General features: G+C 60.8%; 13 protein-coding genes and 1 pseudogene. 12 read left to right on the plus strand and 2 right to left on the minus strand.

What is annotated here, in order from left to right; translation table 11 throughout:
* Positions 1–60 precede the first annotated feature (60 nt).
* The gene (locus tag ACP7BN_RS07730; protein ID WP_426202935.1) at positions 61–2,508 is read right to left on the minus strand and encodes an acyl-CoA dehydrogenase; all 2,448 of its coding nucleotides are present in this window, start codon (positions 2,506–2,508) and stop codon (positions 61–63) included.
* A gap of 246 nt (positions 2,509–2,754) precedes the next feature.
* Between ACP7BN_RS07730 and ACP7BN_RS07735 the strand changes: the two genes are divergently transcribed.
* The 4 genes and pseudogenes from ACP7BN_RS07735 to ACP7BN_RS07750 all read left to right on the plus strand — a co-directional run bounded on the left by ACP7BN_RS07735 (position 2,755) and on the right by ACP7BN_RS07750 (position 5,915).
* Positions 2,755–3,414 carry a transglutaminase-like domain-containing protein gene (locus ACP7BN_RS07735; RefSeq protein ID WP_426202937.1) on the plus strand — a complete coding sequence of 220 codons (660 nt, stop codon included), beginning with the start codon at positions 2,755–2,757 and terminating at the stop codon, positions 3,412–3,414.
* 43 nt (positions 3,415–3,457) lie between these two features.
* Positions 3,458–4,081 (plus strand): annotated as a pseudogene (locus ACP7BN_RS07740) (glutathione S-transferase family protein).
* 125 nt (positions 4,082–4,206) lie between these two features.
* A complete protein-coding gene (locus ACP7BN_RS07745) occupies positions 4,207–5,139 on the plus strand; it encodes an ABC transporter ATP-binding protein (RefSeq protein ID WP_426202939.1) in 933 nt (310 codons plus the stop codon).
* Positions 5,136–5,915 (plus strand): ABC transporter permease, encoded by a 780-nt coding sequence (locus ACP7BN_RS07750; RefSeq protein ID WP_426202941.1) that lies wholly within the window; start codon positions 5,136–5,138, stop codon positions 5,913–5,915. Before ACP7BN_RS07745 ends, ACP7BN_RS07750 begins: the two co-directional genes overlap by 4 nt.
* Before the next feature lie 53 nt (positions 5,916–5,968).
* Here the strand turns inward: ACP7BN_RS07750 and ACP7BN_RS07755 are convergent, their stop codons facing one another.
* The gene (locus ACP7BN_RS07755) at positions 5,969–6,487 is read right to left on the minus strand and encodes a DUF2062 domain-containing protein (protein WP_426202943.1); all 519 of its coding nucleotides are present in this window, start codon (positions 6,485–6,487) and stop codon (positions 5,969–5,971) included.
* 136 nt (positions 6,488–6,623) lie between these two features.
* Here ACP7BN_RS07755 and ACP7BN_RS07760 point away from each other — a divergent pair, with 136 nt between their 5' ends.
* The 8 genes from ACP7BN_RS07760 to murB all read left to right on the plus strand — a co-directional run bounded on the left by ACP7BN_RS07760 (position 6,624) and on the right by murB (position 13,460).
* Positions 6,624–8,855 carry a DNA internalization-related competence protein ComEC/Rec2 gene (locus ACP7BN_RS07760; protein WP_426202945.1) on the plus strand — a complete coding sequence of 744 codons (2,232 nt, stop codon included), beginning with the start codon at positions 6,624–6,626 and terminating at the stop codon, positions 8,853–8,855.
* Between the two features lie 83 nt (positions 8,856–8,938).
* Positions 8,939–9,574: a MotA/TolQ/ExbB proton channel family protein gene (locus tag ACP7BN_RS07765; protein WP_163976130.1), complete on the plus strand. Its 636-nt coding sequence runs from the start codon at positions 8,939–8,941 to the stop codon at positions 9,572–9,574.
* Positions 9,571–9,999: an ExbD/TolR family protein gene (locus ACP7BN_RS07770; protein ID WP_426202948.1), complete on the plus strand. Its 429-nt coding sequence runs from the start codon at positions 9,571–9,573 to the stop codon at positions 9,997–9,999. The genes ACP7BN_RS07765 and ACP7BN_RS07770 overlap by 4 nt, the downstream gene beginning before the upstream one ends.
* The gene (gene lpxK, locus ACP7BN_RS07775) at positions 9,999–11,009 is read left to right on the plus strand and encodes a tetraacyldisaccharide 4'-kinase (RefSeq protein ID WP_426202950.1); all 1,011 of its coding nucleotides are present in this window, start codon (positions 9,999–10,001) and stop codon (positions 11,007–11,009) included. Before ACP7BN_RS07770 ends, lpxK begins: the two co-directional genes overlap by 1 nt.
* Positions 11,010–11,033: 24 nt before the next feature.
* Positions 11,034–11,219 (plus strand): Trm112 family protein, encoded by a 186-nt coding sequence (locus ACP7BN_RS07780; RefSeq protein ID WP_003174668.1) that lies wholly within the window; start codon positions 11,034–11,036, stop codon positions 11,217–11,219.
* On the plus strand, positions 11,216–11,980 hold the full coding sequence (gene kdsB / locus ACP7BN_RS07785; RefSeq protein WP_426202951.1) for a 3-deoxy-manno-octulosonate cytidylyltransferase: 765 nt from the start codon (positions 11,216–11,218) through the stop codon (positions 11,978–11,980). Before ACP7BN_RS07780 ends, kdsB begins: the two co-directional genes overlap by 4 nt.
* The gene (locus ACP7BN_RS07790; RefSeq protein ID WP_420646507.1) at positions 11,980–12,444 is read left to right on the plus strand and encodes a low molecular weight protein-tyrosine-phosphatase; all 465 of its coding nucleotides are present in this window, start codon (positions 11,980–11,982) and stop codon (positions 12,442–12,444) included. The genes kdsB and ACP7BN_RS07790 overlap by 1 nt, the downstream gene beginning before the upstream one ends.
* Complete coding sequence (murB, locus tag ACP7BN_RS07795) at positions 12,441–13,460, plus strand: UDP-N-acetylmuramate dehydrogenase (protein WP_426202953.1); 1,020 nt, start codon at positions 12,441–12,443, stop codon at positions 13,458–13,460. The genes ACP7BN_RS07790 and murB overlap by 4 nt, the downstream gene beginning before the upstream one ends.
* The last annotated feature ends 9 nt before the right edge of the window (positions 13,461–13,469 follow it).

Below are 13,469 nucleotides of genomic sequence, written 5' to 3' on the forward strand. Positions count from 1 at the left end.
AGAGCAAAACGGGCGCAGGAGTATAAAGCTCCCGCGCCCGTTTTTCACTGATTGAAGGGATCAGCGGACTTTGCCTTGCGCCAGCGTCAGTTCCTCTTTGTCGAAATCATCGACATCGATCACTTTGCGCCGCGCCGCTTCGGCATCACGCAGGGTCTGCGCTTCCAGCGCTTGCAGCACCCCGGCCTCCAGCGCTGCATCAATTGCGTGTTCACCCGCAGCCGGTTTGACCTGGCCGCTTTTCAGCGAACTGTGCAGTTTTTTGTGCAGCGGTTTCGCGGCGCTCAGCAGGTCGCTGGCATGTTGCAACGCGCCGACTGCGTCGTCTGCCGATTGTGGGCGGTAGCAACCGGCAAGTAGTTCTTCGAGTGCCGGATCGCCCTTGGCACGGCCGATGACTGCCGCGACTTCAGCACCGAGTTTGTCCGACGGACCTTTGTGACGACGACCGAACGGGAACACGATCACGCGCAGCAGGCAGCCGAAGACCTTGTTCGGGAAGTTGGTAAGCAGCTCATCCAAAGCTTTTTCCGATTGGCCGAGGCTTTCTTCCATGGCCCAAGTGAACAGCGGCGCCATGTAATCCGGGGAATCGAGGTCGTGATAACGCTTGAGCGCTGCCGAGGCCAGATACAGATTGCTCAACACATCGCCGAGACGCGCCGAGAGTCGCTCGCGACGTTTCAGTTCGCCGCCCAGCAGCATCATGCTCAAGTCGGCGAGCATGGCGAAAGCTGCGGCCTGACGGTTGAGTGCACGGAAGTAGCCCTGACTCAACTTGTTGCCCGGTGCATGTTCGAAGTGGCCGAAACCAAGGTTCAGCACCAGCGTGCTGGCCGCGTTACTCACGGCAAAACCGATGTGTTTCAGCAACAGACCATCAAACTCTTTGAGTGCCTGATCCTTGTCCTCGCGGCCGGCCAATGCCATTTCCTTGAGTACGAACGGATGGCAGCGGATCGCACCCTGACCGAAGATCATCAGGTTACGCGAGAGAATGTTCGCGCCTTCCACGGTGATGAAGATCGGCGCACCGTTCCAGCTGCGGCCCAGATAGTTTTTCGGGCCCATGATGATTGCCTTGCCACCGTGCACATCCATCGCGTGGCTGATGCATTCGCGACCACGTTCGGTCAGGTGGTACTTGAGAATCGCCGACAGTACCGACGGTTTCTCGCCCAGATCCACCGCGTTGGCGGTGAGCATACGTGCGGCGTCCATCATCCATGCGTTGCCGCCGATGCGCGCCATGGCTTCCTGAATACCTTCGAACGCCGACAGCGGTACGTTGAACTGCTCGCGAATCTGCGCGTATTGGCCGGTTACCAGACTGGTGAACTTGGCCGCGCCAGTGCCGACCGCAGGCAACGAGATCGAACGCCCAACCGACAGGCAGTTCATCAGCATCATCCAGCCTTTGCCGAGCATTTCCTGGCCACCGATCAGGTAATCCAGCGGGATGAATACGTCTTTGCCCGAGTTCGGGCCGTTCATGAACGCAGCGCCCAGCGGCAAGTGACGACGGCCGATTTCCACGCCAGCGGTATCGGTCGGGATCAGCGCGAGGCTGATGCCCAGATCGGTCTTGTCGCCGAGCAAATGGTCCGGGTCATACGCCTTGAACGCCAGACCAAGCAGGGTGGCCACCGGGCCAAGGGTGATGTAACGCTTTTCCCAGTTCAGGCGCAGGCCCAGGGTTTCCTGACCTTCCCATTGGCCTTTGCAGATGATCCCGGTGTCAGGCATCGCGCCCGCATCGGAACCGGCGAGCGGGCCGGTGAGGGCGAAGCACGGAATATCGTCGCCGCGCGCCAGGCGTGGCAGGTAATGGTTGCGTTGTTCATCGGTGCCGTAATGCAACAGCAGTTCGGCCGGGCCTAGGGAGTTCGGCACCATCACGGTGGAGGCGAGGTCGCCGCTGCGGGTGGCGAGTTTCATCGCCACTTGCGAGTGGGCGTAAGCCGAGAAGCCCTTGCCGCCATATTCCTTCGGAATGATCAAGGCGAAGAAGCCATGCTCTTTTATGTGAGTCCAGGCTTCGGCCGGCAGGTCCATTTCCTGGCCGATCTGCCAATCGGTGACCATGGCGCACAGTTCTTCGGTCGGGCCGTCGATGAACGCCTGTTCCTCTTCGGTCAGTTGCACCTTGGGATAGGCCAGCAACTTGTCCCAGTCCGGGCGGCCGCTGAACAGCTCGCCGTCCCACCACACCGTGCCGGCATCGATCGCGTCGCGTTCGGTTTGCGACATCGGTGGCAGAGTTTTCTGGAACCAGTTGAACAGCGGCGCGCTGAAATGTTTACGGCGCAGGTCGGGCAACAGGAGCGGCGCGGCGGCCACGGCCAGCAGCACCCAGAAGATCAGCAGCAGCCAGCCCGGTGCATGGCTGAAAATCCCCATCGCCAGCAAATAGACCGCGACGATACCCAGCGCGGGCAGCGGGGCGATGCGCCGGTGGGCCAGATACGCCACTCCGACGATCAGAACCAGTATCCACAACAACAGCATATTTAATCCTCCGTGAACCAGGGCGAACCGACCTTCAGAGCTTAGACGGCATCCGTAAAACAGGCGGGTCAGAACAACGTGATTGAATTCGTGGGAAAGCCCGGACGGCTTTTGTAGTTTCGGTGGGCAACAGCTGTAGGAAATCGTTCGGTCGTCCCGCAGCTTTGCGTCCAAGTTTGGCCGATATGCCGTTATCTCTGTGCTCAAGCCCTCGCTAGACTCGGGGTTCACTCAGGAGAAACCGTCATGCGCGAGTATTTGAGCCCCGGCCGCTTCATCGATAGTGACCACCCGGCAGTGGTGGAGTTCGCCGAGCAGCACCGAGGCCCGAGCCGCGATCCGCTCGCGCAGGTGATCAGCCTGTATTACGCGGTGCGCGAGGCGGTGCGCTACAACCCCTACACCTTCAGTCGCGATCCCGAAACCTTGCGCGGCAGTTATGCCTTGGCCACGGGCGAGAGCTATTGCGTGCCCAAGGCCACGTTACTGGCGGCTTGCGCGCGACATTGTGCGATCCCCGCACGGATCGGTCTGGCAGATGTGCGCAATCATCTGTCGACCCCGCGTCTGCTCGAGTTGCTGCGCAGTGATGTGTTTGCCATGCACGGTTATACCGAGCTGTTCCTGAACGGCGGCTGGGTCAAAGCCACACCGGCGTTCAACCAGAAACTCTGCGAGCTGTTCAACGTCGCGCCGCTGGATTTCGACGGGATCAACGACAGTGTTTTCCACCCGTTCAACCGTGATGGCGCGCAGTTGATGGAATACCTGGTGGATCACGGGCAGTTCACCGATGTACCGGAAAGGTTCTTTTTCGAGCACATTGAGAAGTGCTATCCGCACCTGTTCGGCGATGACCAACCGCAGCTGTTGGGCGACATGCACAGTGATGTCAGCCGCGTCTGATCCGGCGTATGCTGCCCGCCCACTCAATGGAAAAGAGGCGGTCATGCTGAAGATCTGGGGTCGCAAGAATTCGTCGAATGTCAGAAAACCGTTGTGGGCCGCCGAAGAGCTGAGCCTTGCCTACGAGGCCATCGATGCCGGCGGCGCGTTCGGTGTGGTCGACACGCCGGAGTACCGCGCAATGAACCCGAATGGCCGGGTGCCGGTGATTCAGGACGACGGCTTTGTGCTGTGGGAATCCAACACCATCGTGCGTTACCTGCTGGCCAAGCACGCGGCCAATACCCCGTGGTTTCCGGCGGATCTGCAAGCGCGCGCCATTGCCGACAAATGGATGGACTGGACCACCTCGAGTTTTGCCGGGCCGTTCCGGACAGTGTTCTGGGGTGTGGTGCGTACATCGGCAGACCAGCAGGACTGGCCGGCCATTCATGCGGCGATCAAAGAATGCGAAGGCTTGCTGGCGATGGCGGATCAGGCGCTGAGCAGCCAGCCGTACTTGTCCGGTAACGAAATCGGCATGGGCGACATTCCGCTCGGCAGTTTCATTTACGCCTAGTTCGAAATGCCCATCGAGCGCGCTGCGCTGCCACATCTCGAGGCTTGGTACGCGCGGCTCAAGCAGCGTCCGGCGTATCAAAAAGCAGTCATGACCGCGTTGACTTAATACCTACTATCGACACACTTGACTGTACTTGTGCGGCGACGGCAAGCAACATTGCGCTCTTGCGCCGCGGTTGGATCCATCGCCGCCGTGTCCTTTTATCCCCTTCAATGGTGCGTAAATCAGATATGAGTTCCGCTCTGTCCATCCGGCAGCTAACCAAAACCTACGGCAACGGGTTCCAGGCCTTGAGTGGTATCGATCTGGACGTCGCTGAAGGTGACTTTTTCGCGTTGCTCGGCCCTAACGGCGCCGGCAAATCCACTACCATCGGTATCCTCTCGACCCTGGTCAACAAGACCAGCGGCACAGTGAATATCTTCGGTCACGACCTGGACAAAAACCCTGCGCAGCTCAAGCGCTCGATCGGCGTTGTGCCGCAGGAATTCAACTTCAACCAGTTCGAAAAGACTTTCGACATTGTCGTGACCCAGGCCGGTTACTACGGCATTCCCGCGAAAATCGCCAAGGAACGCGCCGAGCAATACCTGACCCAGCTCGGGCTGTGGGACAAGCGCGATGTGCCGTCGCGTTCCTTGTCCGGCGGCATGAAGCGCCGTCTGATGATTGCCCGCGCGCTGGTGCATGAACCGCGCTTGCTGATCCTCGATGAACCGACCGCCGGAGTCGACATCGAGCTGCGCCGTTCAATGTGGACGTTCCTCACCGAGCTGAACCAGAAAGGCATCACCATCATCCTCACCACCCACTACCTGGAAGAGGCCGAGCAGCTGTGTCGCAACATCGGCATCATCGACCACGGCACCATTGTCGAAAACACCAGCATGCGTCAGTTGCTGGGTCAGCTGCATGTGGAAACCTTTCTGCTGGATATCAAGGGTGACCTGACGGTTGCACCGCAACTGCTCGGTTATCCGTCGCGTCTGGTGGATTCGCATACCCTCGAAGTGCAGGTCGACAAGTCGATGGGCATCACTGCGCTGTTTGGCCAGTTGGCTTTGCAGAACATTGAAGTGCTGAGCCTGCGTAACAAAACCAATCGCCTCGAGGAGTTGTTCGTGTCCCTGGTGGAGAAAAATCTGTCGAAGGTGGCGGTATGAGTTCCGAACTGCGCCCCAACCTGGTCGCGCTGCAAACCATCGTTTACCGCGAGGTCAAACGCTTCACGCGGATCTGGCCGCAGACCTTGCTGCCGCCAGCGATCACCATGGTTCTGTACTTTGTGATTTTCGGCAATCTGATCGGCCGGCAGATCGGCGAGATGGGTGGCTTCACTTACATGGAGTACATCGTGCCGGGGCTGATCATGATGTCGGTGATTACCAACTCCTACGGCAACGTGGTGTCGAGTTTCTTCGGCAGCAAGTTCCAGCGCTCGATTGAAGAGCTGATGGTGTCGCCGGTTTCGCCGCACACGATTCTGATCGGTTACACCTGTGGTGGCGTGCTGCGCGGTTTGATGGTCGGCGTGATCGTGACCATTCTGTCGCTGTTCTTCACCGATTTGCAGGTGCATCACCTCGGTGTGACCATTCTGGTGGTGGTGCTGACGGCGACGATCTTCTCACTGCTCGGTTTCATCAACGCGGTGTTTGCGCGCAACTTCGATGACATCTCGATCATTCCGACCTTCGTCCTGACCCCGCTGACCTACTTGGGTGGCGTGTTCTATTCGATTACCTTGCTGCCGCCGTTCTGGCAGACCGTGTCGCTGGCCAACCCTGTGCTGCACATGGTCAACGCCTTCCGCTATGGCATTCTCGGTGTGTCGGATATCCGTATCGGCATCGCGATCACCTTCATGCTGGTGGCGACGGTGGTGCTGTATTTCGGATGTGCGCGGTTGCTGGTGAGTGGGCGCGGGATGCGTACCTGATTCCGCAAATGCTCCAATGAAAACGGCCTCCCATTGCGGAGGCCGTTTTGCATTCAGGGCAGTCGACTTTTCTTGCGCCGCGCCCATTGCCGGGCTACCCACCAGCGCCAATACATCATCACCAGAAAATAGGCGAGGGCGCCGAGCACCAGCCCGACCACTACCGAACCGAGCAGGAACGGTTGCCACAACGTCGACAGTTCACCGCTGATCCATTCCCAGGTCAGCTCATCCGGCATGTGTCGCGCGGGAACGTCCATCAGCCACGCACCGGTCTGGTAGGTGCAGAAAAACACTGCCGGCATGGTTATCGGGTTGGTCAGCCACACCAGGCTGACCGCAATCGGCATGTTGCCGCGCACCATGATCGCCAGCACCGCGGCTACCAGCATCTGCGCCGGAATCGGCAAGAACGCCGCGAACAAACCGACCGCCATAGCCCGCGCCACCGAGTGGCGGTTGAGGTGCCACAAGTTCGGGTCATGCAGCAATTTGCCGAGAAAGCGTAAGGATTTGTGTTCCCTGATGCTCGTCGGATCGGGCATGTAACGTTTGAATAAGCGCCGGGGCATAAGGCTTCTCGGTCGGTTAAGGCGGCAAGTATGTCTGGATTCTACGAACCGCCCATTCAGACTTTGTGACAATTGATAACCGCGTACGTGCCCAGCGTCCGCTATGCCTAGGGAGGGAACTCTCAAGGACGGGCTTATGCGCACAGGGATGATGGCGCTGGCGGCCGGTCTGCTGACACCGGTTTTTTTGCCAGCGTTGCCACCGGTCGGGTTGCTGCTGGTGCTACCGGTGGTGGGATTGATGTTGCTGCCGTTTCGCAGCTATCCGCTGGCGTTTTTGCTGTTCGGCTTCACTTGGGCTTGCGTCAGCGCGCAGTGGGCGCTGGATGATCGGCTACCTGCGGCGCTGGACGGCGAGACGCGTTGGGTCGAAGGCCGGGTGGTTGGTCTGCCGCAAAACAGCGACGGCGTGGTGCGTTTCGAACTGGCTGATGCGCGCTCGCGTCACGAAAAACTCCCGTCGGTGATGCGTCTGGCGTGGTACGCCGGGCCGCCGGTCAACAGCGGCGAGCGCTGGCGGCTGGCGGTAAAACTCAAGCGTCCGGGCGGGTTGCTCAATCCGGACGCGTTCGACTACGAAGCCTGGCTGCTGGCGCAACGGGTCGGTGCCACGGGCACGATAAAGGACGGTCAGCGTCTGGCGGCTGCGCAGTGGGCCTGGCGCGACAGCATTCGCCAGCGCTTGCTGGAAGTGAATGCGCAGGGGCGAAGCGCGGCGCTGGCGGCATTGGTGCTCGGCGATGGCTCGGGACTCAGTCGCGAGGATTGGCAGATTTTGCAGGCCACCGGCACCGTGCATTTGCTGGTGATTTCCGGGCAACACATCGGCATGTTGGCGGCGGTGATGTATCTACTGATTGCCGGCCTCGCACGCTACGGCTTGTGGCCAGTGCGCTTGCCCTGGCTGCCATGCGCCTGCGGATCGGCATTTGCTGCTGCGCTGGGCTACGGATTGCTGGCCGGTTTCGACGTACCAGTGCAGCGTGCCTGCGTGATGGTCGCACTGGTGCTTTTATGGCGCTTACGATTCAGGCACCTCGGGGCATGGTGGCCGCTGCTGCTGGCGTTTAACGGCGTGTTGTTGCTCGATCCGCTGGCCAGCCTGCGCCCCGGTTTGTGGCTGTCTTTCGCTGCCGTGGCAATCCTGGTCCTGACCTTCGGTGGTCGGCTGGGGCCGTGGCGCTGGTGGCAGACCTGGACCCGCGCGCAGTGGTTGATCGCAATCGGTCTGTGCCCTGTGCTGCTGGCGCTGAGCCTGCCGATCAGCCTTAGCGGGCCGCTGGCCAATCTGCTGGCGGTGCCGTGGATCAGTTTCGCAGTCCTGCCAGCCGCGCTGCTAGGCACTTTGCTGTTACCAATCCCGCATGTCGGCGAGAACCTGTTGTGGCTGGCCGGCGGCTTGATCGATTGGCTGTTTCACGCACTGGCGCTGATCGCCGGGCATTGGCCCGCATGGGTTGCGGAGACGATCCCGTGGTGGGTCTGGGCGCTGGGTTGCCTCGGCACAGTGCTGTTATTGCTGCCGCGCGGTGTGCCGTTACGACCGTTGGGCTGGCCGATGTTGCTGCTGCTGGCGCTGCCACCCCGTGAGCGGCTGGCCGAAGGCATGGCAGATGTCTGGCAACTGGATGTCGGCCAAGGACTCGCGATTTTGATCCGCACCCGTCATCACACACTTCTGTACGACGCCGGCCCGCGCTTCGGCGACTTCGATATCGGCGAACGGGTGGTGGTGCCGACGATGAAAAAACTTGGCGTGGAGAAACTCGACCTGATACTGCTCAGCCATGCCGACGCCGATCACGCTGGCGGCGCACCAGCGGTGGCAAAAGGCTTTGCGGTGAAGCAGGTTATCAGTGGTGATCCTCCGGGAATCCCCGGCGAACTGAATGCTCAAGCCTGCGTCAGCGGCCAGCAATGGAGTTGGGACGGCGTGATTTTTCGGCTATGGCAATGGACCGACGCCCATGACAGCAATCAGCGCTCCTGCGTGTTGCAGATTGAAGCCAACGGCGAACGCCTGCTGCTGACCGGCGATATCGACAGCGCCGCCGAACGCGTACTGCTGGACAGTCCGCTGGCAGTGCACACGCACTGGCTGCAAGCGCCGCACCACGGCAGTCGCAGTTCCTCCTCGATGCCCCTGCTCAACACACTGCGCCCGCATTCAGTCCTGATCTCCCGAGGCCAAGGCAACTCCTTCGGTCACCCGCACCCGACAGTCATCGCCCGCTACCGCAAGCAGGGCCTGCATCTATATGACAGCGCCGAGCAGGGCGCCATTCATCTGCAATTGGGCCGGCATCAGCCACCGCGCACGATGCGCCAGCAGCGGCGGTTCTGGCGAGATCCGCCTGAACCTCAGTAAGCAGGCGCAAGTCGTCGGAGCGGCCGGTCGTTATCCCGAACCGGTATGGTAAAGTGGCGCACTTTTTCGAGGGGGCTTTCACTGTGTGGGAATTGGTCAAATCCGGCGGCTGGATGATGTTGCCGATCATTCTGAGTTCCATCGCGGCCATGGCGATTGTCGCCGAGCGCCTGTGGACCCTGCGTGCCAGCCGCGTCACCCCCGAGCATCTGCTGGGTCAGGTCTGGGTATGGATCAAGGACAAGCAGCTCAATAAAGAAAAACTCAAGGAATTGCGCGCCAATTCGCCGCTGGGGGAAATCCTCGCGGCGGGCCTGGCCAACTCCAAGCATGGTCGCGAGATCATGAAAGAGTGCATCGAAGAGGCCGCCGCCCGGGTCATCCACGAGCTGGAACGCTATGTCAACGCGCTGGGCACCATCGCCGCGATGTCGCCGTTGCTCGGCCTGCTGGGTACGGTGCTCGGCATGATCGATATCTTCAGTGCGTTCACCGGTTCCGGCATGACCACCAACGCTGCGGTACTGGCCGGCGGCATTTCCAAGGCGCTGATCACCACGGCTGCGGGCCTGATGGTGGGTATTCCTGCGGTGTTTTTCCACCGGTTCCTGCAACGCCGCATCGATGAGTTGGTGGTGGGCATGGAGCAGGAAGCGATCAAACTGGTTGAAGTGGTGCAGGGCGACCGTGACGTCGATCTGGCCGGGGGCAAAGCGTGAAATTCCGTCGCAAGCCCCGGGAAACGATAGACATCAACCTTGCGTCGCTGATCGACGTGGTGTTCATTCTGCTGTTGTTTTTCGTCGTGACTACCACCTTCACTCGTGAGACCCAGTTGCGCGTCGACCTGCCGGAAGCGGTCAGCGGTTCACCTGCCGAAGACCAGCAGCTCAAGCAACTGGACGTGGCTATCAGTGCTGAAGGCGTGTTCTCGGTGAACAACAAGATCTTGCCGAAGAACGACCTGGCAACGCTGATGGAGGCCTTGCAGAAAGAGTCCAACGGCGACACCAGCATGCCGTTGTCGATCAGTGCCGATGGCAAGACTCAACATCAATCCGTGATCACCGCCATGGATGCGGCCGGCAAGCTCGGTTTCAGTCATCTGCGCATGACCACGGTCGAGGCGGCGCCTAAATCCTGATGGCCATGTCTGATCGTCTGCTCGCCGCGTGGTATCAGGGCCATCCCGCTCTGACACTGCTGCGGCCGCTGGAGTGGCTGTATCGCCGCGTGGTGGTTGGCAAGCGCCAACGCTTTCTCGATGGCGAAGGTGAAATTTATCAACCGCCGGTGCCGCTGATCGTGGTCGGCAACATCACCGTTGGTGGCACCGGCAAGACGCCGATGATCCTCTGGCTGATCGAGCATTGTCGCAGTCGCGGCCTGCGGGTCGGCGTGGTCAGTCGCGGTTACGGCGCCAAGCCACCGCAATTGCCATGGCGGGTTGGAGCCGAGCAGGGCGCTGAAATCGCTGGCGACGAACCGCTGCTGATCGTGCAGCGCACCGGCGTGCCGCTGATGATCGACCCCAATCGCAGCGCCGCCGTCAAAGCCTTGCTCGAAAGCGAGCCTCTGGACCTGATCCTCTCCGATGACGGCATGCAGCATTACCGCCTCGCGCGCGATCTGGAGTTGGTGCTGATCGATGCTGCGCGCGGTCTGGGCAATAAGCGTTGCCTGCCGGCCGGGCCGTTGCGTGAACCGGTCGAACGACTGCAAAGCGTCGATGGCGTGCTGTTCAACGGTGCGCCGGAAGATCGCGATGATGGTTTTGCCTTTCGTCTGCACCCGACCGCGCTGATCAATCTGCGCAGCGGCGAACGCCAGCCGCTCGATCACTTTCCAGCCGGACAGCAGTTGCACGCAGTGGCCGGGATCGGCAACCCGCAACGTTTCTTCAATACCCTCGAAGCGCTAGACTGGCGCCCAGTGCCGCACCCCTTTGCCGACCACGCCGAATACAGCGTGCAGGCTTTGAGTTTCAACCCGTCATTGCCGCTGGTGATGACTGAAAAGGACGCGGTCAAGTGCCGCGCCTTTGCCGCCGCCGACTGGTGGTATCTGGCAGTCGATGCCGTACCGTCGCCAGCCTTTGTGGCCTGGTTCGACGCCCAGTTGCTGCGCCTGTTGCCGGATCGTCTTTTGCCTTAAACCGTATTTATCCAGGGAATGTTCATGGACACCAAATTGCTCGACATCCTCGCTTGCCCGATCTGCAAAGGCCCGCTCAAGCTCAGCGCTGACAAGACCGAACTGATCAGCAAAGGCGCCGGCCTTGCCTATCCGATTCGCGACGGCATCCCGGTGATGCTCGAAAGCGAAGCTCGCACCTTGACCACCGATGAGCGTCTGGATAAATGACCACTGCTTTTACCGTTGTCATCCCGTCGCGCTACGCCTCCACGCGTCTGCCGGGCAAACCGCTGCTGGATATCGCCGGCAAGCCAATGATTCAGCACGTCTGGGAACAGGCGAGCAAAAGCAGCGCCAGCCGCGTGGTCGTGGCGACTGACGATGCGCGCATCGTCGAGGCCTGCAAGGCGTTCGGCGCCGAAGTGGTGCTGACCCGTGAAGACCACAATTCCGGCACTGATCGTCTGGCCGAAGTCGCGGCGGAACTCGGTCTGGAGCCAGACGCCATCGTGGTCAACGTGCAGGGCGACGAGCCGCTGATCCCGCCGAGCGTGATTGATCAGGTGGCAGCCAACCTCGCCGCTCACACCGAAGCGCGCATGGCCACACTGGCCGAGCCGATCGAAGACGTCGAAACCCTGTTCAACCCCAACGTGGTCAAGGTCGTCAGCGACCTTAACGGTCTGGCGCTGACCTTCAGTCGTGCGACCCTGCCATGGGCGCGCGACGCATTCGCCAAAAGCCGTGAAACTCTGCCTGAAGGCGTGCCGTATCGCCGTCACATCGGCATTTATGCCTACCGTGCCGGTTTCCTTCAGGACTTCGTGAGCTGGGGCCCGTGCTGGCTGGAAAACACTGAATCCCTGGAACAACTGCGCGCCCTGTGGCACGGCGTGCGCATTCATGTCGCCGATGCGTTGATCGCACCGCCGACCGGGGTCGATACCGTCGAAGACCTCGAGCGCGTTCGTCGCCTGTTGGGGGCCTGATGCGCGTTCTGTTCGTGTGCCTGGGCAACATCTGCCGTTCGCCGACCGCCGAAGGCGTGTTGCGCAACAAGTTGCGTGCAGCCGGTCTGGCGGATCAGGTCGAAGTGGCCTCTGCCGGCACTGGCGACTGGCACGTTGGCAACCCACCGGACAAGCGCAGTCAGGCGGCGGCCAAATTGCGTGGTTACGACCTGTCGGCGCAACGTGCGCAGCAGGTCAGCCGCGCGGATTTCGCCAGTTACGATCTGATCCTGGCCATGGACAACAGCAACCTGCGCCACCTCAAGGCCATGCAGCCGTCCGCTGGCAAGGCTGAGCTGGATCTGTTCCTGCGCCGCTATGCCGGGGTGGTCGATGACGTGCCAGATCCGTATTACGACGGCGATCAGGGTTTCGAGCAGGTGCTGGATCTGATCGAGCGCGCCTGCGATCAACTGCTGATCGAAGTGAAGGGACGGCTATGAGTTTGCAGATTCAATCGCAGGTTTCGCTTAAGCCGTTCAACACCTTTGGCGTCGACGTGCGTGCGCAGTTGTTTGCCGAGGCCCACGATGACGCCGATGTGCGCGAAGCCCTGACTTACGCCTCTGCTAACGATGTGCCGTTGCTGGTGATCGGTGGCGGCAGCAATCTGCTGCTGACCGCTGATATTCCGGCGCTGGTGCTGCGCATGGCCAGTCGCGGGATTCGCGTGATCAGCGACGACGGCAACCGTGTGGTGCTGGAGGCCGAGGCCGGTGAGCCGTGGCATCCGTTTGTCCAGCACACGCTGGCACTGGGTTTGGCCGGGTTGGAAAACCTCAGCCTGATCCCCGGCACGGTTGGCGCTGCGCCGATGCAGAACATCGGTGCCTACGGCGTCGAGATCAAGGACGTGTTCGCCGGTTTGACCGCGCTGGATCGTCACAGCGGTGAGCTGCGCGATTTCACTCTGGAACAATGCAATTTTGCTTACCGCGACAGCCTGTTCAAGCAGGAGCCGGGGCGTTGGCTGATTCTGCGGGTGCGCTTCAGTCTGGCGCGCACCGCGCATCTACATCTGGAATACGGCCCGGTGCGTCAGCGCCTGACCGAGCAAGGCATCGAGCAACCGACACCGAGCGATGTCAGTCGCGCGATCTGCAGTATCCGTAGCGAGAAACTGCCGGATCCGGCAGTGCTGGGCAATGCCGGTAGCTTCTTCAAGAATCCGCTGGTGTCGGCGGCCGTGGTCGCACAGATCAAGCAGCAGCACCCGGATCTGGTGGCCTACGCGCAACCGGACGGGCAGATGAAGCTCGCCGCCGGTTGGCTGATTGAACGGGCCGGCTGGAAAGGTTTCCGGGAAGCCGATGCCGGCGTGCATAAATTGCAGGCGCTGGTGCTGGTCAATTACGGCAGCGCGACCGGGCTGCAATTGTTCGAGCTGGCACAGCGTATTCAGAAAGACATTGCACAACGTTTCAATGTCGATCTGGAAATGGAGCCGAACCGTTATTGAGGCTACGCT

It is taken from the genome of Pseudomonas sp. TWP3-1, from assembly GCF_049896625.1.
Taxonomy (GTDB): Bacteria; Pseudomonadota; Gammaproteobacteria; order Pseudomonadales; family Pseudomonadaceae; genus Aquipseudomonas.

Coding starts and splice junctions, on each gene's coding strand:
- ACP7BN_RS07760 (WP_426202945.1), top strand. CDS start 6,624: ATGCGCACAGGGATGATGGCGCTGGCGGCCGGTCTGCTGACACCGGTT.
- ACP7BN_RS07790 (WP_420646507.1), top strand. CDS start 11,980: ATGCGCGTTCTGTTCGTGTGCCTGGGCAACATCTGCCGTTCGCCGACC.
- ACP7BN_RS07730 (WP_426202935.1), bottom strand. CDS start 2,508: ATGCTGTTGTTGTGGATACTGGTTCTGATCGTCGGAGTGGCGTATCTG.
- lpxK (WP_426202950.1), top strand. CDS start 9,999: ATGGCCATGTCTGATCGTCTGCTCGCCGCGTGGTATCAGGGCCATCCC.
- murB (WP_426202953.1), top strand. CDS start 12,441: ATGAGTTTGCAGATTCAATCGCAGGTTTCGCTTAAGCCGTTCAACACC.
- ACP7BN_RS07750 (WP_426202941.1), top strand. CDS start 5,136: ATGAGTTCCGAACTGCGCCCCAACCTGGTCGCGCTGCAAACCATCGTT.
- ACP7BN_RS07755 (WP_426202943.1), bottom strand. CDS start 6,487: ATGCCCCGGCGCTTATTCAAACGTTACATGCCCGATCCGACGAGCATC.
- ACP7BN_RS07745 (WP_426202939.1), top strand. CDS start 4,207: ATGAGTTCCGCTCTGTCCATCCGGCAGCTAACCAAAACCTACGGCAAC.
- ACP7BN_RS07735 (WP_426202937.1), top strand. CDS start 2,755: ATGCGCGAGTATTTGAGCCCCGGCCGCTTCATCGATAGTGACCACCCG.
- kdsB (WP_426202951.1), top strand. CDS start 11,216: ATGACCACTGCTTTTACCGTTGTCATCCCGTCGCGCTACGCCTCCACG.
- ACP7BN_RS07780 (WP_003174668.1), top strand. CDS start 11,034: ATGGACACCAAATTGCTCGACATCCTCGCTTGCCCGATCTGCAAAGGC.